The sequence below is a fragment of the Paenibacillus motobuensis genome (assembly GCF_039521865.1).
In the GTDB taxonomy this organism is placed as follows: domain Bacteria; phylum Bacillota; class Bacilli; order Paenibacillales; family Paenibacillaceae; genus Fontibacillus; species Fontibacillus motobuensis.
Window position 1 is genome coordinate 196866 of the sequence record NZ_BAAACX010000016.1, and the last position, 25777, is coordinate 222642.

Genomic DNA, 25777 nt, shown 5'->3' on the forward strand with positions numbered 1-25777 from the left:
CGAGATACCGCATCGAAAACGACAAACCAGGAGGAGATAGGATTATGGCTGGAAAACAAATGTTAAACATTGTGAAAATGAAACGGATGAAGCAGGATGGCGACCCGATCTCTATGATCACGGCTTATGACTATCCATCAGCGGTGCTCGCTGAAGAGGCCGGGGTTGATATTATTCTGGTCGGGGATTCGCTTGGCAATGTTGTGCTGGGCTATGATACGACGATTCCCGTAACACTGGATGATATGGTATACCATTCCCGTTCAGTAGCGAGAGGCGCAAAGAATACGTTCATCGTGACCGACATGCCGTTTATGACCTATCACCGAAGTATTGACGAGACACTGCGTGGGGTGAGCCGGATTATGCAAGAAGGGCATGCTCAAGCCGTCAAGATGGAAGGCGGAGCTGAAATCGCTGATACCGTCAAACGAATTGTTCAGGCCGGGGTTCCGGTGCTGGGTCATATCGGACTTACGCCGCAATCCGTCAATCAAATCGGCGGTTACCGGATTCAAGGTAAGGATGAAGCTGATGCGAAGCGGCTGTTTGAGGACGCCAGAGCATTGGAGCAAGCAGGCGCATTTGGCATCGTGCTAGAGCTTGTGACGGAAGAGGTTGCAGCTTATATCTCATCCGAGTTGTCTATTCCTACTATTGGAATTGGTGCTGGCCGCGGATGTGACGGGCAGGTGCTTGTATATCACGATGTACTTAAATATACTTCAAATTACCGCAATAAACGGTTCGTTAAAACCTTTGGAGACATTGGAGAGCAAATCCGCAGCGGTATCTCCGCTTATGTGCAAGAAGTCAAGACGCGGCAGTTCCCTGCAGAGGAACATGTATTTGCCGCTGAAGATAGAGTACTGGACAATCTGTATGGCAAAGGAAAGGCGGAAACTCATTCATGAAAGTATTCACAGCGATATCTGAGCTAAAGGAATTTCTGAAATTCGGGCGACTTGCCGCCATCAAGGAAGGTAAGGAACTACAAGTTGGACTGGTCCCTACGATGGGATATTTGCATGAGGGCCACGCCAGCTTGTTGAGAAGAGCAAGAACGGAGAACGACTTGGTTGTACTGAGCATTTTCGTTAATCCGATTCAATTTGGGCCTAATGAAGATTTGGACCGCTATCCACGGGATACGGAGCGCGATCTGGCACTCGCTGAACACGAAGGCGTCGATGCTGTATTTATGCCGAGTGTGGAAGAAATGTATCCACAGCCAACGAAGACAAAGGTAGCTGTTGCTGAGTTGACCTCGAAGCTGTGCGGGGCTTCCCGTCCAGGCCATTTTGATGGGGTAACGACAGTAGTTAGCAAGCTGTTCAATATCGTTGCACCAAACCGTGCTTATTTCGGTCAGAAGGATGCCCAGCAGGTTGCCGTTGTCGCACAAATGGTCAATGATCTCAATTTCGATATTGAGATCGTCCCTTGCCCGATCGTTCGTGAAAACGATGGTCTGGCACTAAGCTCGCGCAATGTATACCTAAGTGCCAAGGAACGCGAAGCAGCGCTGATTCTGTCCCGTAGTTTGAAACAGTTGGAGGCAGATGTATACAGTGGTCATACGACAACAGTGATGGAAGCACGTCAGCAGCTTACGCAGAAGATTGGCAGTGAGCCTTTGGCAGAGATCGATTATGTGGAGATAGCTGCCTTTCCAGGCTTAACCCCGCTTCAGGAGACAAACTCCCTTAGCAGTGAGCTGAAGGCGCACGCAGTGATTCTGATCGCTGTAGCCGTCAAATTCGGTACGACAAGACTGATCGATAACGTATTGTTAACGGGAAAGGGGGAGGCTATCCATGTATAGAACGATGATGAAATCCAAAATTCACCGCGCAACGGTTACAGAGGCAAATCTGAATTACATTGGGAGTATTACAATTGATGAAGATTTGATGGAAACCGCCGACCTTCTGGAGAATGAGAAGGTACAAATCGTCAACAACAACAATGGAGCCAGGCTGGAGACATATGTTATTCCAGGACCTAGAGGTAGCGGAGTAGTTTGCCTCAATGGAGCGGCAGCAAGATTAGTACAGCCAGGGGATACAGTTATTATTATTTCTTACGCTCAAATGTTGGATGAAGAGATCAAGAACTACAAGCCGACGGTCGTATTTGTCGGAGAAGATAATAAACCCGTCGAGACGGCATCTAAGGAGCTGCATTCGACCATTCGTTAATGAGGGCGCTTAGCTTGGTTCCTTAGTATGGGTATGCAATTAATGCCTGCGAGAATGAAAAGTCCCCTTGGAACAAAAAATGATCTTAAGGCTCGCACTGATTTCATTTTTTAAGGGGTGGGATGCGGATGATGTTTCAACATATGTTTGCGGAAATGAATGAAATGTTGGATGAGATATCAAAATTTTATCCGAATGCCCAAGGAACACAGAAGCAGGAACTCACGCATAAATGGAACCTCCTCAAGCACATGAGTGACGAAATTATTGAAGAATGGCTGAACTTTGAAGAGAAGATGGGAGCGGTTAGGCAAAACTGGAATGAAACTGAGGATGCTAACATTGTTCTTCCTGAGATGAAATCCGATGCTTATGAGAAAGGGGAAGGCTACTATAAGCTCCTGATGTTCTCAAAAGCGCTCGAACAATTCCGGAACGTTGTGCATGATTATCCGGATGGTCTTGTTGGCCGAACTTATTTAGCGATGTGTCATCTGCATTTGCAGCAATTATCCGAAGCTTCTTCACACTTCATCGCCGTGCTGGAGAAGGCGACCAGCAATCGGCTTCGTTCCATTATTTATAATGCGCTAGGCTGTATCGAGGCTCAGAGGGGGAAGCGTCTAAAGGCGAAAGAATACTTCGCCCTGGCTCATCGGAGCGATCCGACGCTGCCTGAACCCCTGATGAACCTGCAGGCCTGTGACAGCAGTACGGGGAAGCTGAAATTTGGAGATGAACTGTCTCCCTTAATGTAACGTACAGAATGAATCGAGCCGAGCTTATCAACGTTTTATCTGTCAGCGATGCACTCGACATATGCCGAGGCATCGCTTTGTTTTTGAATATAAAATTTGCCTCGTTCGGAGTATTCTTATCTTTTGTTTAAAATGTTAGTTAATTTTCAAAATGGCTATATTCTGTTATGCTGTTTATGAGACTGGATGGAAGGGACTTTGGAACGAGAAAATGAAATATGCGGTACTTGATTTTGAAACTACAGGCAATCAGTCCTCTGATGAGATTATTCAGGCAGGACTTGCCATTATAGACCATGATTTGACAATTTCACAAGTTTATCGCTCTTATGTAAATCCGGGAATCCCAATACCTCCATTTATTACAGGCTTGACCGGAATTACTGAAGAGGATGTCAAAGATGCGCCTGGATTGGACGAGGTTATGATGGAGATGGTTCCATTACTCGATGATGCAGTTCTGGTTGGACATAATGTAGCTTTTGACTTCAATTATTTACAGAGCGCTCTCGATAAGACGGGATATTTGCCTTTTTCCGGACGCATTCTCGATACGATGGACTTTCTGAAAATATTCTTTCCTTCGCTATCCACCTATCAGCTAGGTTTGGTATCGCAGGAATTCAATGTGCAGCATGATCGGCCCCATCAGGCAGATAGCGATGCGCTTGCTACGGCTCTGATCTTCCTCAAATGTCTGGAAGAGATCGAGCAGTTGCCTCTGCTTACACTGCAGCGGCTGTCTGATCTGTTCAACAACGAGGACAGCGATCTGGCCTGGTTCTTTGACGCGATGCTTCAGGAGAAGCAGCAGAAGGAGCTTGGCGTTAATCCGGATGGGTTCACGTATTATCGGCAGTTCGCGCTCCAGGTTGATGACTGGATGGATATTGAGCCGGCTCGGGATCATATGCTTGTGAATCCGCTCAAGGACGTGTCCTTTGAACAGTTCATGGAGCAGGTCCGAGAACAGCTGCGGGTGAAGTTGCCTGAATATGAAGAACGTGAAGCCCAGACCATGATGCTGGACAAAGTGATGCAGGCCTTTGCCGAGGATAAGCATCTCTTGATTGAAGCCGGTACCGGAACCGGAAAGTCACTTGGATACCTCCTGCCTGCGATTTACCATAGTGTGAAGCAGGATGAGAAGGTTATGATCAGCACTCATACGATTAACTTGCAGGAGCAGCTCAGGGAGCGAGACCTTCCGTTATTAACGGAGGTCGTGCCTTTTCCGTTCCAGGCCGCTATCTTCAAGGGAAGGCAGCATTATTTGTGTTTGCGCAAATTTGAACATAAAATAAATAAAAGAGATTTCACAACCCCAAAAGAAGAGGTGATGACGGCCGCACAAATGATCGTGTGGCTCGCTCAAACGGAAACCGGGGATGATGAGGAGCTTAATCTAGGAAATCGCGGCGGCGATTTCTGGGAAACAGTGGCTAGTGACTCCGACTCTTGTCTTGGACGTTCCTGCCCTTGGTTCCGCAAATGCTTCTATCACCGTGCTAAGCATGAAGCGGGTGTAGCCGATGTCGTCATAACGAATCACTCCAAGCTGTTCACTGATATTCAAGCAGGACACCAGCTTCTACCGGCGTATGATCGTTTGGTTATCGATGAGGCTCATCATCTTGAGGACGTTGCTGGCAAGCATCTTGGCTTGCAGCTCAAATATTTTACAGTTGTCCATACCCTGACCCGATTGTTCAAGGATAGCAAGACGGGGCAGCTTCCATCCTTGCACTTCATGCTCCAGCAAGCGGGAGCAGAAGCGGCGATGAAATGGATGACGGTCATTGATGAAATGTATCCGTCATTGATCGAGGTAAAGGAGAATTGGGATAAACTGAGCGAACTGTTATTTGCTTTAATATCTGAGCGTTCCGATGCGGCCCCTGGAGATCCAGGGCAGTTCGTAACCCGGCTCCTGCCCGATAAGAAGCCCAAGGCTTGGGATGCTCTAACTACATTGGAGAACTCGATATATATTACCTTGGGGGATATCCTCCGCAAGGGCGAGCGAATGGTGGCCGAAATCCGCGAGGAACAGGATGATTACGGCGCAGAGAGCTTGATTACGGATATCAGCGGACTGCTCAAGGATTTGGCCAATGAACGTGAGACACTCCGTTTCTTCATGAAGCTTGAGGATGAGAATACGGTATATTGGCTTGAAGCCAATGGGAATTATCGCAATCGTTCATTGCAGATTTTTGCTGTACCGATTGATGTCAGCGCTCAATTGAAGGCATATTTCTTCGATAAGAAGAAGAGTGTAGTTATGACTTCGGCGACATTGACCGTTGATAAATCGTTTCAATATGTGATTGAACAGCTCGGTCTTCAGGAAGCAGCTAGTGAAGACCTCTTGATGACTGCGATGCTGCCCTCTCCTTTCAATTACCGGGAGCAAGCATTAGTGCTCATACCGCGGGACTTCCCGAGCGTTAAGGGCAGCGTAGGCGATGATTATTTTATCGAGACCTTGGTGAAGTCTTTGGCGGATACAGCTATTGCTACCAAGGGACGGATGCTTGTTCTATTCACATCCTATCGGATGTTGCGGCAAGTATATGACCCATTAAAAGAGCGGCTGGTCGATGAAGGGATTACCGTCATTGGACAAGGGATGGATAGCGGCAGCAGAACGAAGCTGACCCGTCGTTTTCAAGGGCAGCAAGCATCGGTACTGCTCGGGACAAGCAGCTTCTGGGAAGGCGTAGATATTCCTGGCGAAGCATTGACGAGCCTGGCGATTGTCCGCCTGCCGTTCCAGCCGCCGAATCACCCGCTGGTTGAGGCTAAGAGTGAAAGACTTCAGAGAGAGAAGAAGAACCCCTTCATGAAGCTGTCGGTACCTCAGGCGGTCATTCGCTTCAAGCAAGGGTTTGGGCGTCTAGTTCGTTCTTCCGCGGATCGAGGAATTGTCGTTGTATACGATACTCGCATCTTGGAATCTTATTATGGCAAATACTTTTTATATTCATTACCGGGACCGAAGATGGAACATATGACACTTACGCAGATGGTTCCTCGGATCTCAGAATGGTTAAACGATGACGAAGAGTCGTAATTTCTTCGAAATGCACCTGTAGGGGGAAAATATATGAAATCAGAAAAAATTTCAGATGCGGTTGTGCGCAGATTGCCTGTATACTTGCGGTTTCTTAATGAATTAAGCCATCGCGAGGTCTTGACGGTTTCTTCCCAGGAGCTCGGACAGAAGCTGGATCTAAATCCAGCTCAAATCCGCAAAGATCTCGCTTATTTCGGCGATTTTGGTCGGAAGGGGATCGGGTATGACGTCTCATACTTGATCGAGAAAATACGGCAAATTCTAAATTTAGACCAGCAGATTAATGTAGCTCTTGTCGGAGCCGGTAATTTGGGGCAAGCCTTGTCCAATTACAATACTTATGTGAAGGATAATATGCGGATTATCGCAGTCTTTGACGCCAACCCGGACAAGATCGGCAAGAAGATCAAAGACATTACGATTCAGCCGATCGAGGAGTTGGAACAGACTGTAAGAGATAAGCATATTCAGATCGGGATTATTACGGTACCTGATGTGGAGGCGCAGCGCGTTGCCGACCAGCTCGTTGCCGCAGGTATAGGGGCGATTCTGAACTTTGCGCCTACAATCATCAAGGTTCCTTCTGACGTGCGTATCCATGCGGCAGATTTCACAACAGACCTTATTAGTCTTGCTTATTATTTGCAGAGCGGAAAGGAATTACCGGAAGATGAGTCGTAAATGGTTGATTAAGAATGGTACATTCGCAGTACTGGACGGGAAAAATCCGATCGTCCATGGTTATATGCTGATCGAAGGAGATACGATCTCTTATATCGGCGAGGAGCGCCCAGAGGGCGTAGAAGGTGCGGAGACATATGATGGCAAAGGCCTGCTCTTCATGCCGGGCCTCGTCAATTCACACGGGCATACGGCGATGTCATTGCTGCGTGGTTATGGAGACGATATGGTCCTGCAGGAATGGCTGGAGCAGAAGATGTGGCCGATGGAGGCAAAATTTACTCCTGAGGATGTATATTGGGGTGCTTCTTTATCTGTCCTGGAAATGGTCAAAGGTGGAACTACGACCTTCCTAGATATGTATGATCATATGGATCAAGTGGGTAAGGTTGTTGAGGAATCGGGCATCCGAGGTGTTCTAACACGCGGTGTGATCGGCCTCTGTCCACCTGAACTACAGGATCAGAAGCTGGCCGAAGCGATCCGCATTGCTCGTGATTGGCACGGCAAGGCTGAAGGACGGATTACAACAATGATGTCGCCGCATGCTCCGTACACATGCCCGCCGGACTATATTGAGAAGTTTGTGCAGGCAGCGCATGATCTTAATTTGCCATTACACACACATATGTCCGAGACAAAAGCGGAGGTCCAGCAAAATGTTGACCAGTATGGCGTTCGTCCTGTTCAACATCTGCTTAATCTGGGCTTCTTTACTCGTCCATCTTTGGTAGCTCATGCGGTGCATCTGACCGATGAAGAGATTGAGATTCTTGCCGCCCATAAGGTGGCAATCTCTCATAACCCGGGCAGTAACCTCAAGCTGGCTAGCGGGGTAGCGCGGGTACCGGAGCTGCTGAAAGCAGGCGTTACGGTGTCGCTAGGTACAGATGGCCCAGCGAGCAACAATAATCTCGACATGTTCGAGGAGATCAGGCTGGCCGCTCTGATCCATAAAGGGGTGTCCGGCGATCCAACGGCCGTACCTGCCCTTGAAGCCCTTCGTATGGGAACAGAGTATGGGGCGAAATCGCTCTACTTGAACAATACGGGCAAATTGGCAGCTGGAATGAAGGCCGACATGATCGCCGTAAACACTGACCAAGCTCACTTCTTGCCGCGGACTGATTATATCTCTCATATCGTCTATTCAGCAGGCCCTAAGGACGTAGCGCATGTATGGGTCGATGGCAAGCAGATTGTCCGTCATGGTGAATGTCTGACGCTGGATGAGGAGCGCATTCGTTATGAGGCGCAAACGGCTTTTGAAGGACTTCTCGGCCGGTAAGGTGAGAATTAGAACTCTAACTGGGAAGGAAGAGAAGGTTGAAGAATAGAACCAAATGGATTCTGCTCTCCATTGTGATCCTGCTGATCATCTTCTTTGGCCTTTACCGCTTCTATTTATATATTCAAGAGGATATTTGGCAGGGAGAGAATGCGGCGGTAGCACTGGCCAGACAAGAGACCGGACTTGTTGAATCGGAAAAGGTGTGGAAGTCGGTCTGGGATGAGGTGTGCTGGGTCGTCCAAGGTAAGAATGCGAACGGCGAAGAGGTCATGGTCTGGCTGCCCGAAGGGAAAGCGGCAGTGGAGAAACCTCTGTCCGAAGGGGTATCCGAGCCGCAGATTCGTAAGATTATACAAGATAAGTTGCCTGGAATCAATATTGTTAGATTGACTCCGGGTATATATAACAATCAATATGTATGGCAATTGTTCTATAAAGATAATTCACATTATTATTACCGTTTCTATAGCTTCAGCAATGGCGAGTCTTTATCAGAAATGTTCACATTGCCTAATCGTTAGAAGTAGAGATAGATAACAAGCCTTGTTCCAAAAGACTAGCGAAATCGAAGTATGAATATACGATCGATGCGCTTTTATCCTCTTTTGAACAGGGCTTGTTTTTTTAGCATTAAGATGAGAATAGCCAGGGATGGAAACATTTAATATCTTAGATTTAAAATAGTGTTCACACTTCACTTTCTTCTTGGGCATAAAATGTGATATACTGAATCCAGTCGTTTTGATAGATTGAAGTATATACTATTAATATATCATGTTGAAGGGGGACATCTCGTGAAACTGCGAATTGGAACGATCGCTGCTAGTGTTGCGGTTTCCGCACTGCTATTGTTTGGCGGCTGGTATTCTTATCAGCATTGGGTGGTAGAGAGCCCGTTCGAGAAGACAGTGAAGCAATTTGACGGCGTGAACAGCGTCGAATCCGATATAAACCGGCAGCAAGTAGCCTTGAAACTGGATCTTAAGCCCGGCACCGACCTGGGTGAACTGGTCAAGTATATTCAGGAGGATGGCAAGAAGTGGGTGGGTCAGCGTAAGTTGTCATTTGAGATCAAGGATCAATCGAATCGCGATCTGAACAGAGCATGGAACAAGGTTCTGTTCCCGATTGCCCAAGCGATGGAGAACAAGCAATATACCGATATTAATACAGCGCTTGACCAACTACAGCAGCAGAATCAATCTATTACAGCGAAGGCTGAGATGGATGATAAAAATGTGTATATTACACTTACAGACGGTAAGGCCAGTAAATTTATAATTTTACCTCGCGTTCCAGAGCGAATGGGGGCATGGCCAAATGCGTAAGAGAATAACGGAAATTATCATTGGCGTAGTACCTGTACTGCTTATTTTTCTAGCATTTATCGGCGTTAATATATTGCCTTTGGTGTTCATCGGTCTGATCGCCTGCGGTTTGTTTGTTCTGGCCAAGATGCGCGGTGGTATTGCCGTAGGTGCAGCACAAGATCGTAGACGCAGAAAGAATGGACCGGCAAAGCTGACGTTCGCAGAGATCGGTGGTCAGGAGAGCGCTAAGCAAGAGTTGATCGAGGCGCTTGATTTCATGGTCCGTTATGAGGAAATATCCAAATTCGGTATCCGGCCGATCAAAGGCATCCTGCTTACAGGTCCGCCGGGAACCGGGAAGACGCTGCTGGCCAAAGCCGCCGCCCAATACACGAATTCCGTGTTCGTAGCCTCTTCCGGTAGTGAGTTTGTTGAAATGTATGTCGGTGTCGGGGCAAGCCGGATCCGCGATTTATTCAAGGATGCGCGTACCCGTGCCGCGAAGGAAAATAAAGAAAGTGCCGTTATCTTCATCGATGAGATCGATGTGATCGGCGGTAAGCGCGAGGGTGGACAGCAGCGTGAATACGATCAGACACTGAACCAACTGCTGACGGAGATGGATGGGATCTATACTTCGGATACACCTCGTATTCTGTTAATCGCGGCCACCAACCGCAAAGAGATGCTCGACAATGCCCTACTACGTCCAGGACGATTTGACCGTCATATTCAAGTCGATCTTCCCGACAAAAGAGGGCGGGTGCACATCCTTCAGCTCCATGCTAAGAATAAGCCACTGGCCGAGCATGTCGATCTGGAGAAGGTAGCTGAGGAGACATTTGGCTTCTCGGGTGCGCAATTGGAGAGCGTGATGAACGAAGCAGCGATCTATGCGATGCGTGAATCCAAGGACCTGATCACACAACTGCATCTGTCGCTAGCGATCGATAAGGTCATGCTTGGGGAGAAGACGGATCGTGAGTCAACAGTGGAAGAGAAGCGACGGGTTGCTGTGCACGAGCTTGGCCATGCCGTTGCTGCCGAGGTTGTCTCGCCAGGCAGCGTCAATCAGGTCGTCTTAAGTCCGCGTGGTCGGGCGCTCGGCTATGTTCGACATAATCCGCAGGATGAGAAATATTTATATACCAAAGATTATCTTGAAGGACAGATTATCGTCGCTCTGGCGGGAGCAGCGGCGGAGGAAATCTATTACGGAGGACGTAGCACTGGTTCAAGTAATGACTTTGAGCAGGCCTTGAACATTGTTCAGACGATGATGACATCCGGCCTTACCTCTTTGGGAATTATGAATATGGATATGGTGACGAAGGAAGTGCTCATGAGAGAGAATTCCAGAATACTGGATGAGCTTGCAGCCAAGTCCAAGCAAATTTTAAACGACCATTCGGCGATATTCGACAATTCCTTGGAAATCCTTTTAAAGGAAGAAAGATTGTCTGGGGAACAATTCCGATGTCAATTTAGTGAAATCAGTTATTTACCGGCATAAAACATGATGCCGGTTATTTTTTTTTACTTTTTCTTCGTGCTAAGATATTATTATATGTTGGGTATAAAAAGATGTATTATTCGACATCTGGGGTACAATATTACGTAAGATCATGAAAGGATGGAGCGAAAGAACCATGAATTTCAAAAAGATAGGTGTCATAGGCGGCGGCACAATGGGGCAAGGGATTGCTGAAATGCTCGCAGCTAAAGGACTTGATGTACTGCTCGTTGAAGAAACGAACGACAAACTTAACCATGCTTATAGCATGATTGAGACGAGCCTTGATAAGCAGCTCGAGAAATGGGCTATTACAAAGGCCGAGAAGAAACTGATCTTATCCAAAATTCATAAAGTAACTCATTTTGCCGAACTCGGTACCTGCGATATGGTCATCGAGACCATTTCGGAGGATTTGGATGCCAAGAAAAAGGTATTCAAGCAATTGGATCAGGTATGCCCAAGCAACATTATTCTGGCCAGCAATACTTCCACGCTCAGCTTGACTGAAATTGCCGGCTCCACGAAATATCCGGAACGCGTTATTGGTATGCACTTCATTTATCCAGTAGCTAAAATTAATCTCGTTGAAATTATTCGCGGATTGAAGACTTCGGAATCCACCTTTGAAGAGACGAAACGCTTCGTGGAAGAAGTTGTAGATAAGCACGGAATTATGGTCTACGAATCCCCGGGCTTTGTGACCTCCCGAATCATCTGCTTGATGATTAATGAAGCACTGCATGTACTTGGCGAAGGCGTTGCTACAGCCGAGGATATCGATGATGCAATGCGCATCGGTTATCAATTCCAATACGGGCCTCTGGAAATGGCCGACCGCTTTGGTCTTGATTCGGTACTTGCTGCTCTTGAGCGCATGTTCCGTGAATTCGGCGAACTTAAATATCGCCCTTCCTACGTGTTGAAGAAAATGGTTCGCGCCGGATCTCTCGGTGTGAAAACTGGTGAAGGATTTTTCAAATACGATAAGGATGGTGACCGGGTGTGAAATTGCTCGTAATTAATGCAGGTAGTTCATCTTTGAAATATCAATTGTATGATATGACCGATGAATCGGTATTAGCTAAAGGCCTGGTTGAACGGATTGGTATGGATTCCTCGATCCTGAATCATAAGCCAACAGGCAAAGAGGAAGTTACTGAAGTTAGCGAAATCCTCGAACATACAACGGCTATCCGTAAAGTGCTTGACAAATTGACCGATAAAGAGCACGGCGTTCTGAACTCCGTAGAAGAAATTCAAGCTGTAGGCCACCGCGTCGTTCATGGCGGGGAAGCGTTCAAAGGTTCTGCGCTCGTTACTGGCGATGTAAAATCGGAAATTCGCCGTCTGTTCGACTTGGCTCCTCTTCATAATCCGCCAGCTATTCTGGGTATTAATGCAGCGGAGAAGAATATGCCTGGGGTGCCTCAGGTTGTTGCCTTCGATACAGCTTTCCATCAGACGATGGAAGAGAAGGTATATCTGTACCCGATCCCGAAAGTATTATATAAGAAGCACCGGGTTCGTCGTTATGGAGCTCACGGTACATCTCATGACTATGTAAGCAAGGTAGCGGCAGAGTACTTGAACCGTCCGCTTGAAGATCTGAAGATCATCACTTGTCATATCGGCAACGGCGCTAGCTTAACAGCTGTCAAAGACGGTAAGTCTATGGACACTTCTATGGGCTTGACACCACTTGAAGGCCTTATGATGGGAACTCGCAGTGGTGATCTCGATCCAGCTGTTGTTACGTTTGTCATGAACAAAGAAGAGCTGTCGCTAAGCGAAGTTAACTCGATGCTGAACAAGCATAGTGGTCTGCTTGCGATCTCGGGAAGCAGTAGTGATATGCGCGATATTACTGATGGCATGGCTGAGGGCGAGCCAAACTCCACATTGGCGTTTGAAATGTATGAATACCGTCTGCGCAAGTATATAGGGTCTTATGCAGCAGCGATGAACGGCGTTGATGTAATTGTATTTACAGCAGGTGTAGGGGAGAACTCTGTAGTCGTCAGAGAGAAGGTATGTGAGAACCTGACTTACCTCGGTGTTGAGATTGATCCAGAATTGAACAAGGTACGTTCCGGAGATCCGCGTCGTATTTCTACGCCGAATTCGAAGGTGGAAGTATTGGTTATTCCGACCAATGAGGAATTGATGATTGCACGTGACACGTACCGCATCGTTCAGGAGAATAACTAGTAGCAATTTATTTAGATTGAATGTTCAAAAAGGCCGGTTTTCAGCAGAAGCTGGACTTTTTGAACAGCCTATTAAGAGGAGAGATAAGGGCATGGCGAACAAAAGCGTGATTCGTCAAGTTGGCGAGCATGTTGGCGAGACTGTCGTCATTGGCAGCTGGCTTAATAACAAACGTTCCAGCGGCAAAATTCAATTTTTGCAGCTTCGCGACGGTACTGGATATATCCAGGGCGTTGTCGTGAGAAGCGAAGTGGGTGAAGAGGTATGGGAGAAGGCCAAGAGCCTGACCCAGGAATCCTCCATGTATGTTACCGGAGTTATTCGTGAAGAGCCTCGCAGCCAATCCGGCTACGAGATGACAGTAACGGATATTGAGATTATTCATTTGACAGAGAATTATCCAATTACGCCGAAGGAGCACGGAGTAGACTTCCTGATGGACCACCGTCACCTATGGCTGCGCAGTCCTAAGCAGCGCGCGGTTATGGTTGTCCGTGCAGAGATCATTCGCGCGGTTCAGGAGTTCTTCAATACGAACGGATTTACAAAAATGGATCCGCCAATCTTGACTCCGACCTCGGCGGAAGGGACAACGAATCTGTTCCATACGAAATATTTCGATGAGGATGCCTATTTGACACAGAGCGGCCAGCTCTATATGGAAGCTGCAGCAATGGCTCTGGGTAAGGTATATTCCTTCGGGCCGACATTCCGGGCTGAGAAGTCGAAGACTCGCCGTCATTTGATTGAGTTCTGGATGATCGAACCGGAAATGGCATTTACGGATCACGAGGAGAGCCTTGTCGTACAGGAGAACTTCGTTACTCATATCGTGCAATCGGTATTGAAGAACTGTCGTCCTGAACTGGAGACACTGGGCCGCGACATCTCTAAGCTGGAGAATATCAAGGCGCCGTTTCCTCGCATTTCGTATGATGATGCGATCGAATACTTGCATACACAAGACTTCGATATCCCATGGGGCGAAGATTTCGGAGCGCCTCACGAGACCGCAATCGCGGAACGTTACGACAAACCGGTGTTCATTACGAACTATCCCGCTGGCATCAAGGCATTCTACATGAAGCCTGACCCTAACCGTCCTGAAGTTGTATTATGCGCTGATATGATCGCACCTGAAGGCTATGGCGAGATTATCGGGGGATCGCAACGGATTGATGATCCTGAATTGATGGAAGAGCGTTTCAAGGAGCATAATCTGTCTTCAGAAACTTATCAATGGTATTTGGATTTGCGTAAATACGGTTCTGTGCCACATTCCGGCTTCGGTCTAGGCTTGGAACGTACGGTTTCCTGGATTTGCGGACTTGAGCATGTCCGTGAGACGATTCCGTTCCCGCGGATGCTGTACCGCTTATATCCATAAGCAAGGTGGTTAAGATGGAGATGAACGATAGCTGGAAAGTATGGTCCAAAGGGATTTCCTTCGGACTTGAGGCGGCAATGGTGAATATTCCTTATGTTCTGTTCGTCCATTACCGGCAGCTGCATTTAGATGAAATGGAAGTCATGCTGCTCGTTCAGCTGCTTTCATTCAAGCAGGTGGAGCATAATGATTTTCCTTCTATCGATCAACTGGAGCTGCGGATGGGCACAGCGCCCGGCGGGCTCTCCCCTGTCATCAGACGGCTGATGAAGGAAGGCTGGCTTAGTATCGATGACTTCATGGATGAGGCTGCCGGGATTCAATCGGAGCGTTACAATCTATCGGGGATGTATGAGAAGCTGGGGAAATGCCTGGCTGAGCAACGTGCCACAGGGCGGCAGGCTGAAGCGCAAGCCTCTGCACCTGCACCAAAGGAGGAAGAGCAACGTAATTTATTCGTTATTTTCGAGAAGGAATTTGCTCGTCCGCTATCGCCGATGGAATTTGAGACGATCTCCGGCTGGGTGGATCAGGACAGCTATCCAGAGGATTTGATTCTGCTGGCTCTGAAAGAAGCGGTATTTGCCGGAAAGGTTCATTTCCGCTACATCGACCGGATTCTACTGGAATGGAGCCGCAATCGGGTCAAGACGGTAGAGGATGCGAAGGCCCATATTCAGAAGTTCCGTACCGGGTCCCGCTAAGATGAACAGGAACAGGAAGCAATGAATTGCATAAGAAGAGCCAGGCCTCCGTTAAGTGAAGGATAGCCTGGCTCTTTGTTATATAGCCGTCACTGATTAGGCGCGGGGCCGATCAGTTGCCACGGTCCCCATTGACCAGTCGTACCTGGCTCTTGGTTCTGAGTCCACCAAAGCGCTTTCCACAACTGTCCGTTATGCACGACGATCTCGCCTTCCGTGTATACTCGGATGTTGTTCCAGACGAGGTACTCACCGAAACGGTTTGGATCTCCTGGGAAGCCGGGAGCCGGGTTTGTAGGTGCGGATGGATTAATGGACAGGTTGACATCAATGACTTGATAGAACGCATTAACTGTATCGGCAATATCCCATACAGCTACGATGACATAATATCCTTCACGGTCGTTCGGAATGAAGCAATCATTGTACACATCATTTGGCGGGATTGCGCCGTCATCCACATATCTGCAGAACAGTTCCAGATCGGAGCGCTTGAGCGGCGAATTCGGGTCCCAGCCTTTCTTAGTAATATAGTAGTCCCAGGTATTTGTGCTATGATTAGCGACGATTTTCCAATGGAAAGTATGCTCTCCACCGGTCATGTTCACTTTTGTCCAGCGAGTTGATGACTGTTCATCAAGCTCAAAGAATTTGTTACCGCTAGCAATCTTTCCATCAGGCACACCGATTTCTGGGAAGTCGCCGCGTCCCTCAACACTCCATGGCTCATATTGTACGGCTCCGCAGTTCGTATTCTGTCCTGTAAAACATAAATTAGCGCGGCTATTTACCTCATAGCCATGTGCAGAAGCGCTATTCGCAAAGATCAGAGAGCATGCAAATATTAAGAATAAGGTACCTGCTGTAACGTAGAGCATCTTCAGTCTTGAGAAATGAGTGCCAGCAAAAGCTTGAACCGTCATACTAACTCCTCCTTCGTTTAAATAAAATAAATTCCTCTTTATTCTAGTTAATACAAAGTTAGCGCTTACATATGACTGAATTCTAGGGTCATGTAAATCTCAGAAGTGCATTCGCAGCAGTGAACCGCCCTCCTCCTTTCATAACTAGCAATTATGATCAACTCCCGAAGCCAAGGCGTATACCCAAATCCAAACGATAAAATGGGAGCCGGGCTTCTTCAGGAGATGATGTCGGTGCTTGTAGAAGAATTAACTAAAACTATAAAATGAACTCTATATCAAAGTGTCGCATATTAAAATTTTTAATAGTTAAATTTGTTATATATTATTCCAAAATACTAGAAATGTCAATTGCTTTACAAAAAAAGATATATTTTTCGTTATATGTTATTTGGTAGCGCGTTTATGGCCGCATAATTCTACAAATGATTCTTTTCTATGAAATTCTAATCAGAGATGCTAACTAAGTGGCCCTATATCCGTTACATAGTACGTACAGGGAAGAAACTGTAGAGTAACATAGGCCACAACAAATAAAAAAATTTTTAAAATGATGCAGGGGTTGCACAGTTAGCCTACGTCTATTATATGGAAGGAGGGGAGAAAGATTGGCGAAAAGGATGAAGTGCGCTTTATTCAGGAGCTCAGACAAGGGGACCGGGAAGCGTTCCGCGAGCTTGTGAAGACTTACCAGAACCATGTCTATCGAATAGCTTACTCTGTGCTGCATGATGAACAGGAAGCCGAGGACGCCGCGCAGGAAACTTTTCTGCAGATCTATAACTCTCTCTCCGAATACCGTGAGCAAGGCTTCAAGACCTGGTTAACCCGAATAGCTCTACATAAAGCGATTGATCTGAAGCGCAAGCGGGAGCGTCGCAGGGAACAGCAAGGGGATGTAATTGAGTTGGCTTCACGAATGCTGGTCCAATCGGAGCATATACTGCAAGGGCTGCTCGTAGAGGAGCAGAGGGATGAGCTGAGACAGAAAATCAAGCAGCTTCCGGACGGGCATCAGACGATCATTACGGCCTTCTATTTGGATGGCAAGAGCTATGGTCAGATCGCCGCTGAGTTGGATATCACCGAGAAGACGGTGGAATCGAAGCTGTATCGTGCGAGAAGATGGATGAGAGAGCATTGGAAGGAGGAGGAATGGTAGTGAGACCACAGGATCAAGCATCTATGCAGATTTGGAAGGCGTATATTCAAGGAGAGTTAACTTGGGAAGAAGAGAAGCGGTTGGAGAATATGCTGCTTGAAGATGAGGAAGCCTCACTCCTTTATTCTGAAGCTCTATCATCGTTAGAGAGTGAACTGCCGGAAATGAGAGAGGATGAGCGTTGGCTTGAGGGGCTGATGGCCTCATTGCCGGATGCCTCGGATAAAGCCACAGACCCTGCGAAGGAGCAGAGCTCAATCGGCAGATGGTTCAATCAGGCTTGGCTGCAATACGTAATCGCTGCGTCAATTACTTTGCTGCTGATGACAGGCGGTTTCTTCGACCATTTATTCTTAAGGGCTAATGAGGCAATCCACCGTCCTAATCAGGATGTATCGGTTAGCGATAGGCTGATGAAGGCGACTACTGGCTGGTTCGATAAATTGAATCAGTAAATGGAATAGCATGACTAATACTTGATACAGAAAGGAAGGAATGACATTGGCACATTATCGCAATCGCTTGCTTGCGCTTATATTAAACCTGATTCCCGGCCTGGGGCATCTTTATTGGGGGAAGAAGGTAAGAGGCGTACTCTACCCGGTATTTTTCTTCGGGGGGATTTTGTTCGGGATTCTATTAGCAATAGCTTCAGGAGGGGAAGTATTCCTTGGTATAACCGCTGTTGCAGCGTTTATTCTCTGGTGCATCTCCATGCTCGATCTTATTATCGTGCTGCTACGGGAACCGGCTGTCGTTCAGCAGTCTAATATTGCAGATCCGCTTGATCCGTTGGGAATTATTCCTCCACCGATGAGTCAAAAAGATAAGGACACGGAGCGTTTCTTCATTATTCTTCTCTCATTCGTGCCTGGCCTCGGCCATTTCCAGATGGGACTGATGCAGAGAGGTCTGTCCTTCCTAATCTCGTTCTTCGGACTGTTTACGATGCTGCTGTTCGTGACGGGCATTACACATGAGTCGGTGTTTCTTCTGTTCCTTGGGCTGCTGCCAATCATTTGGCTCTATTCTTTGTTCGATGCAGTCGGGCTCGTTCACCGCAAGCAGGCGGGGGAGATTATCAGGGACCGCAATTTGTTCGATGAATGGGAATCCGGCCGGATCGACGGCAGACGCAGCAAAATTCTTGCTACCTTGCTATCGGCATTTCCAGGCGCGGGTCAAATGTATCTCGGTCTTCAGAAGCGCGGTTTGCAATTAATGGTGCTGTTCCTCGGCAGCTTCTATGTGATCGATGTACTGCGTTTGAAAGTGTTTCTGTTCGTGATCCCGATCATCTGGTTCTTCAGTCTGTTCGATGGGCTGCAGCATATTAGTCGTTATGGCATTTTGCCGCTGGAGGACCGGCCATTAATCGGTAGCAAAGGAAATTATCAGCACTGGCTTGGCATCATTCTGATTCTGTTAGGAGTCTATTATGTCTCTATGGATCTGCTGGTTCCGACGATTGAGAAGTATTTCCCGGGACTGCGCATCACTTACTTCGTATACGAATATTTACGTCCTGCCCTGATTGCTTTCCTGTTAATCGGTGGGGGATTGAAGTTGCTGTCTGCTGGCACGCGGAATAAATCGGCACTCTGAGGCGATGAACCGAGGGGATCATTGACTGTGCTAACTTTAACCAGAACATAAGCGTTTATTATTAGAGGCTTCGCTCCCAAAGAGCTGTTGCCTCTCTATTTTTATATGTATGTCTATTTTTGTTACAATTCAGGAATAAGAGTCGGACAAAAGGAGATTGCTCATGTTCAAAATATTCATTGTAGAAGACGATCCAAGCATAGCCGGTATGCTGAGGGATTACTTGCATCGCTTCGATTACGATACATTTGCAGCGGTTGATTTCGATACAATCAAGCAGCAATTCGAGGAGTATGAGCCGCATTTGGTGCTGCTAGATATCAATCTGCCCAAATTTGACGGCTATTACTGGTGCAGACAGATTCGCAGTCTATCGACATGCCCCATCATCTTCATCTCAGCCCGCGAGGGCAAGATGGATCAGGTTATGGCGCTTGAGAACGGAGGCGATGACTATATTACGAAGCCGTTCGACTATGACATCGTGATCGCGAAGGTGATGAGCCAGTTGCGGCGGGCTTATGGATCATATGCTTCTGGTACCGGGGACAGGACGGTATCCGTTGCTGGACTGTCGCTGGATAAAGAGCGGTTATTTCTGTCCATTGATGAGTCAAAAGTAGAGCTGAGCTTGACCGAGATGAAGATTCTTGATGAGTTAATGGGACGGATGGAGCGGATCGTCAGTAGGGATCGTCTGCTGGAGAAAATTTGGGATGATCAGAAATTTGTGGATGACAATACCCTTAATGTGTATGTCACCCGTGTGCGTAAGAAACTGCAGATGTTAGGTATAGAGGATGCGCTGCAAACGGTGCGTGGGCAAGGTTATCGACTGGTACCCCATTGGGAGGGTGAAGCGTGAGATTGTTTCTGAAGGAGCAGCGTCCGCTTATATTCATTTATTTATTGCAGCTTCTCGTTGTATCACTAGTTTATTGGCTTGATGGATACCGCAATATAGCTGTGATCCTGTACTCTGTGCTCCTGAGTGGCGCTATATTGCTGCTCTATTTGACCTACCGTTACATCACTCAGCGTACCTTATACCGAAGTCTGGAGCAGCGGACAAGCTCATCGTTGGATCGATTTAAAGAGATTCACACCGGCACGCCGTTATTGGAAGCATTACATCATTTGTTGAAGTCGCAATACCGCAGTTATTTGGCCAGCTTGAACGTTCAGGAGGAGAAAATTCACCATCAGGTGCAATTCATGAATCAATGGGTACATCAGATGAAAACACCACTTTCTGTTATTCATTTAATGATTCAGGATGAGGATGACCCACGCTTCGATGCGCTTAGAGATGAGCTGGATCGACTGCAGAAGGGGCTTGAGCTGGTGCTCTATACGGCGAGGCTTGATGCGTTCGAGCATGATTTTGTCGTGGAGCAGTTGCAGCTGAGCGACTTGATCAGGACGGTTGTATCAGCACAGAAAAGGCTTTTTATCCGCGGTAAGGTGTATCCGGATATCGCGGTACCTGACTCATTGTATATACATTCGGATGAGAAATGGTTGTCCTTTACTATAACGCAGCTGATTACGAATGCGGTGAAATATACAGTCGAGGCTGGGGGAAAAGTTTATTTTCGTGGCTTTCAGCAAAAGGGGCATACGGTCTTGGAAGTGACAGATGAAGGAGTCGGAATTCAAGAGAGCGATTTGCCACGTGTCTTTGATGCCTATTTTACCGGGGAGAACGGGCGCAGCTTCCAAGAGTCCACCGGGATGGGCCTGTATCTGGCGAAACAAATCTGTGAGAAGCTAGGGCATCGGCTGGAGCTTGAATCGAAGGCCAGTCAGGGGACGACGGTACGGATTTTTTTTGAAGCATAGTTATATTTCGGGGGAGAAGGCTCTAACCTTACAAACAAGTAAGGTAGTGTAAGATTAACCAATGGCAGCGGTGATCTGTCCCTTAGTATACTCAAATTAGCGAAGGAAAAGGAGCGCAGTTCATGCCAGTTCTAGAAGTTAACGGACTGTCCAAAATTTACGAAGGCAAAAAAATATCGACGAGAGCACTGGACCATGTGTCCTTCAAGATCGAAACGGGACAATTCGTTGGAATTATGGGACCGTCCGGCAGCGGCAAGACGACGCTGTTGAATGTGATCGCTACGATTGACGAGCCAACAAGCGGAACGTTGACCCTGAATGGCCTGGACCCGCAAAAGCTGAACAAGGATGAGACAGCTCTGTTCCGCAGACGTCAGCTCGGATTCATATTTCAGCGCTTCAATCTACTCGATACATTGACGGTGGAAGAGAATATCGTGCTGCCGCTAACCCTGGAAGGTCTGCCCATCCATGAGATGAAGAGCAGAGCCCAGTCGCTCGCCGCCAGGCTAGGAATTGAATCTATTATGAAGCAGTATGCAGGTGAAATATCAGGTGGGCAGATGCAGCGGACAGCCATCGCCCGCGCTCTGATTCATAAGCCTTCATTGTTGCTTGCGGATGAGCCTACGGGCAATCTGGATTCCAGATCATCACGTGAAGTCATGGAAGCGTTCGAGCTGATTAACCGCGAGGATAAGACGACGATTCTGATGGTCACTCATGACGCTATTGCGGCCAGTTATTGTCATCGAGTCCTGTTCATCAAGGATGGAAGGATTTATAACGAGATCTATCGCGGGGATAACAGGCAGGTCTTCTTCCAGAAGATTATTGACATGATGTCGCTGCTGGGAGGGGAATCTCATCACTTTCCGACAGTTCGCCCATAGCAATGTGCTGCGCAATAAACGGATCTATGCTGCCTATTTCCTAAGCAGCTCCTTCTCGGTCATGATCTTCTTTGTCTGCGCATTGTTCTTGTTCCATCCCGATCTTACGAAGCAGCCGCTGTATAGTCCGGCCAAGGTCGTTCTTGCTGAAGCGGTGTCGATCATGTATGTATTCTGCTTCTTGTTTGTGCTGTATTCGGTCGGTTCTTTTCTCCGCTCACGGAGACATCAGTTTGGAACATTGCTGTTGCTGGGGATGACGGATAAGCAGCTTCGTAAGATGCTGTTCTATGAAAATATGCTGATCGGTGCCGGTGCTATTGTCGTTGGGATAATCGGTGGTTTACTCACTGCCAAGTTATTCCTCATGGCAGGTTCCAATCTGTTAGGGATTGTCTCGCTGCCGTTCTATGTGTCGCTATATAGCTTATTGCTTACGATCGGAGCCTTTGCCTTGCTGTTTCTCGTCATTTCCCTATGTACAATGATGCTGCTGGGTTCTACCCGTCTCATCGATCTTTTCCAGTCGGATCGTCACCGGGGAGCACCGCCACAGGCTTCCAAGCTCCTGTCGCTATTGGCGGCTCTATTGCTGGTGGCAAGCTACTATCTTGCAGCTTCAGCTACGGCATCCACCGTATTAATCCGCATGGTGCCAGTTACGTGTATGACTATTGTTGGGACCTATTTCTTGTACACTCAGCTCAGCCTGTCATTGCTCGAATGGGCCAAGAGAACGATTGAATTTTATTGGAGAAAGACGAATCTGGTCACGATCTCGAATCTGTCTTACCGCTTGAAGGATAATTCGAGAATGTTCTTTCTCGTTACGATTATCTCAACAGTTACCTTCTGTGCGATCGGCGTGTTCGCTTCGATCAACAGGCTGTCGGATGAATTCGAGGCGGATTACCCGGCGGATATTGCCTATGTAGCCAAGCAAGGAAGCAGGCTTGCATCCAAACATCTGGAGCAAATCCGCTCCGAGCTTCAAGCCAGGCAAGTACCGTACCAGATGGGCGGTATGGACCTGATCTATGTCAAAGTGAAGGAATCTACGCTTGATTCTGAGCCGCGAACGATTCCCTTGATTGGCTTCACGGATTATGAAGCAGCGATCAAGGCGGCTGGTCTTATGGTCAGTGAGCATCCGCCCGGAGCGCAGGAAGCGTTGGTACTGCTTAGCTCGCAGCGGGAGAGGCTGTTGCTGGAGGAGCGGAAGCTAGCGGAATATACGCTAGAGGAGCGGGGAATCCGCTTGAGAGAGACGGGAATTACCGAGCATGTTGCAGTGCCCGAATATTTAACCCCGGAGCTTGGGAATAGTCGGGAGGGAACCTTCTCTGGTCTGGTCGTTAATGATTCGCTGTTGCAGAACCTCAAGGAAAGAGAGCGGACGGACCGATTCACAGGCTTTTATGTCGATCACCAGGAACAGACCATGGGGATGGCTATGGAACTGACCAAGCATGGCAAAATGGACTTCGAGGCAGGTAAGCCCTATGCATTGACGGTGAGCGGTACACTGTTCGAGGTGCAGAGGAGCTCGTATGGTGCGCTGTTGTTCTTCGCACTCCTCGTAGGGACCGTATTCTACATCGCCGCAGGCAGCGTACTGTACTTTCGACTATACAGCGATCTGGATTATGACCGCAGGCAGTATGCTGCCCTCACGAAGCTCGGATTAACCCGCCAGGAGATGGAGAAGGTCGTGTCACAGCAGTTGGCATTACTGTTCTTCGTTCCGATCGGAGTAGCAATGATCCACAGCCTGTTTGCATTTATTGCTCTGCAGAGCTATTTATATATGTCAATTGCCTGGGAAGCTGGGCTGATTCTGAGTAGCTTCTGTCTGGTACAGGTTGTCTATTTCCTGTTCATCCGGGCCCGTTATTTGCGCAATTTACAGAAGGCAATCAGAATTTACTAATTGAAATGAAGCTTAGGTAGACAGGAGGGCCCGCTTCAAACTTAATTCTAAGTTTACACGGAGGTATACATGGATAATTGGATTACGAGCATTATGGAACAGTTCGGATACTTCGGCATCTTGTTTCTGATCGCTCTTGAAAATGTGTTTCCGCCGATCCCTTCGGAAGTCATTTTAACGTTCGGCGGTTTCATGACTACTTCTACAAGCATGACTGTTACAGGCGTAGTTATCGCCTCCACGTTAGGATCGGTGCTGGGCGCTGTTATTTTGTATGGAATTGGCTATCTGCTCAATGTAGATAAGCTCGAAGGGATTATCGAAAAATATGGGCGCTATCTAAGAGTGAAGAAGGAGGATATACGTAAGGCTGATTCCTGGTTCGATAAATACGGCTACTGGACCGTATTGTTCTGTAGAATGGTGCCGTTGATCCGCAGCCTCATCTCCATTCCGGCAGGGATGAACAAGATGAAATTCAGCTTGTTTCTGCTCTTTACTACCATCGGGACCTTGGCCTGGAACGTGATTCTTGTCTCGCTAGGTGCCGCCGTGGGCGGCTCCTGGGAGAGTATTGTGGAGTTTATGGATGTCTATTCCCATATCGCCTATGCAGTCATCGCCGTGGGTGCACTCACTTTTGCCGTGCTGTTCTGGCGTAAACGAAGAAAAGTGCAGTCCTAGAGCAACTCAATCTATATAGCTTAGGAGCGAAAGCAAGCAAATGGATATCATTTCACTTATAAAAGCATTTATTCTCGGCATTGTAGAAGGGCTGACGGAATTTGCTCCGGTCTCGTCTACGGGGCATATGATTATCGTCGACGATATGTGGCTGAAGACCGATCTGATCTTCACCTCTAAATATGTCGCTAACACGTTCAAGGTAGTGGTTCAGCTCGGGTCCATTCTTGCCGTGCTCGTCGTATTCAAAGATCGCTTCATCGATATGCTTGGGCTGTCTCGGTTCAAAGCCAAGGGACGGGGAGAGCAGAGGAGTGAGAATATGTCTGGGCGGTATCAAAGCAGACGCTTGAAGCTGGGTCATGTTATTGTCGGCTTGATCCCGGCAGGGCTGCTCGGCGTGCTGCTGGAGAATTATATCGATGAATATCTGTTCTCTACCGCCACAGTATTGATCGGTCTGGTCGTTGGAGCGATTTTAATGATCGTGGCAGATCGCTTCCGTTCTAAACGTCCGGTAATCGAGACAGTGGATCAGATTACATATAAGCAGGCCTTCTCTATTGGCTTGTTCCAGTGCCTCTCCATCTGGCCGGGCTTCTCGCGATCTGGATCGACCATATCCGGCGGCGTACTGCTTGGACTTAGCTATCGAGCAGCCGCAGACTTTACATTCATTATGGCAGTGCCGATCATGGCCGGTGCCAGCGCGCTCTCTTTAATTAAGAATTGGCAGTACTTCACACTCGACGCTCTGCCCTTCTTCATTGTTGGATTTATCGCGGCCTTCTTGTTCGCTTTGCTGTCAATCCGCTTCTTCCTGAAGCTGATTAACCGGGTGAAGCTGGTCCCGTTTGCGGTGTATCGAATAATACTGGCAGCCGTTATCTGGTTCGTATATTTCTAGAATAGTTCACTGGAAGATTTTAGGATAGGAAATGATCTGCATACAGCTCTTTGGACCCTCTGTCGGTTAATCCGGTGGGGGGTTTGTGCATTAGGATCAAACATTGATATTACGAGAACCATAGATTTAAAATAAAAAATGCAGGTATTTATTTTCCAGACAATGAAATATATAGGGTGAATTAAGATACTAAGGATATAAACAACACGCATAACGAGACAGGAGGCTAATAATGCGATTTATGATGATGGTCAAAGCAACATCCGATTCCGAGGCTGGCGTGAAGCCCAGTCCGGAGCTTCTGGAGGCGATGCTCAGGTATAACGAGGAATTGGCGAAAGCTGGAGTTCTAATATCCGCAGACGGTCTGCAGCCGAGCTCGGGTGGAATCCGCATTTCCTATCCGGAGCCCGGAGGGAAGCCAAAAGTTGTGGACGGGCCGTTCACCGAATCGAAGGAGATTATTGCAGGCTATACCCTGATCGAGGTGAATTCACGAGAAGAGGCGATTGATTGGGCGCTGCGGATGCCGGACCCGCATGGTCAAGGGCAAGGTGAGATCGAGCTGCGGCAGATTTTTGAACCTGAAGAGTTATCGTCCGATGCTGACACCCAAGCCAAGATCAAAGGGCAGTTCGGATGATGAACGATGGCAAAATAGACTAAGACATATTTTTTTATAAATATTTTTGA

Annotated in this window: 25 protein-coding genes; 24 read left to right on the forward strand and 1 reads right to left on the reverse strand. The window is 47.7% G+C overall.

Annotation, left to right across the window (positions count from 1 at the left end; translation table 11 throughout):
• Positions 1–44 precede the first annotated feature (44 nt).
• The 14 genes from panB to ABD014_RS18925 all read left to right on the forward strand — a co-directional run bounded on the left by panB (position 45) and on the right by ABD014_RS18925 (position 15135).
• Positions 45–914: a 3-methyl-2-oxobutanoate hydroxymethyltransferase gene (gene panB, locus ABD014_RS18860; protein WP_343863639.1), complete on the forward strand. Its 870-nt coding sequence runs from the start codon at positions 45–47 to the stop codon at positions 912–914.
• Entirely contained in the window at positions 911–1825 is a 915-nt protein-coding gene (gene panC / locus ABD014_RS18865; protein WP_343863641.1) for a pantoate--beta-alanine ligase, read from the forward strand. Before panB ends, panC begins: the two co-directional genes overlap by 4 nt.
• A complete protein-coding gene (gene panD, locus ABD014_RS18870) occupies positions 1818–2201 on the forward strand; it encodes an aspartate 1-decarboxylase (protein ID WP_343863643.1) in 384 nt (127 codons plus the stop codon). The genes panC and panD overlap by 8 nt, the downstream gene beginning before the upstream one ends.
• Positions 2202–2329: 128 nt before the next feature.
• Positions 2330–2959: a tetratricopeptide repeat protein gene (locus ABD014_RS18875; protein ID WP_343863645.1), complete on the forward strand. Its 630-nt coding sequence runs from the start codon at positions 2330–2332 to the stop codon at positions 2957–2959.
• A gap of 211 nt (positions 2960–3170) precedes the next feature.
• A complete protein-coding gene (gene dinG, locus ABD014_RS18880; RefSeq protein WP_343863647.1) occupies positions 3171–6035 on the forward strand; it encodes an ATP-dependent DNA helicase DinG in 2865 nt (954 codons plus the stop codon).
• Between the two features lie 33 nt (positions 6036–6068).
• Positions 6069–6719, forward strand: coding sequence for a redox-sensing transcriptional repressor Rex (locus ABD014_RS18885; protein WP_068781704.1), 651 nt, complete (start codon positions 6069–6071; stop codon positions 6717–6719).
• Positions 6709–8007: an amidohydrolase gene (locus ABD014_RS18890; protein WP_343863650.1), complete on the forward strand. Its 1299-nt coding sequence runs from the start codon at positions 6709–6711 to the stop codon at positions 8005–8007. Before ABD014_RS18885 ends, ABD014_RS18890 begins: the two co-directional genes overlap by 11 nt.
• 38 nt (positions 8008–8045) lie before the next feature.
• The gene (locus ABD014_RS18895) at positions 8046–8531 is read left to right on the forward strand and encodes a cell wall elongation regulator TseB-like domain-containing protein (protein ID WP_343863652.1); all 486 of its coding nucleotides are present in this window, start codon (positions 8046–8048) and stop codon (positions 8529–8531) included.
• 273 nt (positions 8532–8804) lie between these two features.
• Positions 8805–9338, forward strand: a complete 534-nt coding sequence (locus tag ABD014_RS18900) for a hypothetical protein (RefSeq protein WP_343863655.1) — start codon at positions 8805–8807, stop codon at positions 9336–9338.
• Complete coding sequence (locus ABD014_RS18905) at positions 9331–10833, forward strand: AAA family ATPase (protein WP_343863657.1); 1503 nt, start codon at positions 9331–9333, stop codon at positions 10831–10833. Before ABD014_RS18900 ends, ABD014_RS18905 begins: the two co-directional genes overlap by 8 nt.
• A gap of 136 nt (positions 10834–10969) precedes the next feature.
• The gene (locus ABD014_RS18910; protein ID WP_343863659.1) at positions 10970–11842 is read left to right on the forward strand and encodes a 3-hydroxyacyl-CoA dehydrogenase family protein; all 873 of its coding nucleotides are present in this window, start codon (positions 10970–10972) and stop codon (positions 11840–11842) included.
• Complete coding sequence (locus tag ABD014_RS18915) at positions 11839–13044, forward strand: acetate/propionate family kinase (protein ID WP_343863661.1); 1206 nt, start codon at positions 11839–11841, stop codon at positions 13042–13044. The genes ABD014_RS18910 and ABD014_RS18915 overlap by 4 nt, the downstream gene beginning before the upstream one ends.
• Positions 13045–13135: 91 nt before the next feature.
• A complete protein-coding gene (gene asnS, locus ABD014_RS18920; RefSeq protein WP_343863663.1) occupies positions 13136–14431 on the forward strand; it encodes an asparagine--tRNA ligase in 1296 nt (431 codons plus the stop codon).
• A gap of 14 nt (positions 14432–14445) precedes the next feature.
• Positions 14446–15135, forward strand: a complete 690-nt coding sequence (locus tag ABD014_RS18925) for a DnaD domain-containing protein (RefSeq protein ID WP_379340962.1) — start codon at positions 14446–14448, stop codon at positions 15133–15135.
• 89 nt (positions 15136–15224) lie between these two features.
• Here the strand turns inward: ABD014_RS18925 and ABD014_RS18930 are convergent, their stop codons facing one another.
• Positions 15225–16058, reverse strand: coding sequence for a lytic polysaccharide monooxygenase (locus ABD014_RS18930; protein WP_343863665.1), 834 nt, complete (start codon positions 16056–16058; stop codon positions 15225–15227).
• Positions 16059–16683: 625 nt separating this feature from the next.
• On the opposite strand from ABD014_RS18930, the gene ABD014_RS18935 reads away from it, so the two are divergent.
• The 10 genes from ABD014_RS18935 (at position 16684) to ABD014_RS18980 (ending at position 25727) form a co-directional block, all read left to right on the forward strand.
• A complete protein-coding gene (locus ABD014_RS18935) occupies positions 16684–17220 on the forward strand; it encodes an RNA polymerase sigma factor (protein ID WP_343863667.1) in 537 nt (178 codons plus the stop codon).
• Entirely contained in the window at positions 17220–17675 is a 456-nt protein-coding gene (locus ABD014_RS18940; RefSeq protein WP_343863669.1) for a hypothetical protein, read from the forward strand. The genes ABD014_RS18935 and ABD014_RS18940 overlap by 1 nt, the downstream gene beginning before the upstream one ends.
• 46 nt (positions 17676–17721) lie before the next feature.
• Positions 17722–18825, forward strand: a complete 1104-nt coding sequence (locus ABD014_RS18945; RefSeq protein WP_343863671.1) for a hypothetical protein — start codon at positions 17722–17724, stop codon at positions 18823–18825.
• Positions 18826–18988: 163 nt separating this feature from the next.
• Complete coding sequence (locus tag ABD014_RS18950) at positions 18989–19690, forward strand: response regulator transcription factor (RefSeq protein WP_343863673.1); 702 nt, start codon at positions 18989–18991, stop codon at positions 19688–19690.
• On the forward strand, positions 19687–20667 hold the full coding sequence (locus tag ABD014_RS18955; protein ID WP_343863675.1) for a sensor histidine kinase: 981 nt from the start codon (positions 19687–19689) through the stop codon (positions 20665–20667). Before ABD014_RS18950 ends, ABD014_RS18955 begins: the two co-directional genes overlap by 4 nt.
• Before the next feature lie 122 nt (positions 20668–20789).
• Positions 20790–21563 (forward strand): ABC transporter ATP-binding protein, encoded by a 774-nt coding sequence (locus tag ABD014_RS18960; protein WP_343863677.1) that lies wholly within the window; start codon positions 20790–20792, stop codon positions 21561–21563.
• 4 nt (positions 21564–21567) lie between these two features.
• Positions 21568–23493, forward strand: coding sequence for an ABC transporter permease (locus tag ABD014_RS18965; RefSeq protein WP_343863679.1), 1926 nt, complete (start codon positions 21568–21570; stop codon positions 23491–23493).
• Between the two features lie 69 nt (positions 23494–23562).
• Positions 23563–24177 (forward strand): DedA family protein, encoded by a 615-nt coding sequence (locus ABD014_RS18970; RefSeq protein WP_343863681.1) that lies wholly within the window; start codon positions 23563–23565, stop codon positions 24175–24177.
• Positions 24178–24217: 40 nt separating this feature from the next.
• Entirely contained in the window at positions 24218–25084 is an 867-nt protein-coding gene (locus ABD014_RS18975) for an undecaprenyl-diphosphate phosphatase (protein WP_343863683.1), read from the forward strand.
• 232 nt (positions 25085–25316) lie between these two features.
• On the forward strand, positions 25317–25727 hold the full coding sequence (locus ABD014_RS18980; protein WP_343863685.1) for a YciI family protein: 411 nt from the start codon (positions 25317–25319) through the stop codon (positions 25725–25727).
• The last annotated feature ends 50 nt before the right edge of the window (positions 25728–25777 follow it).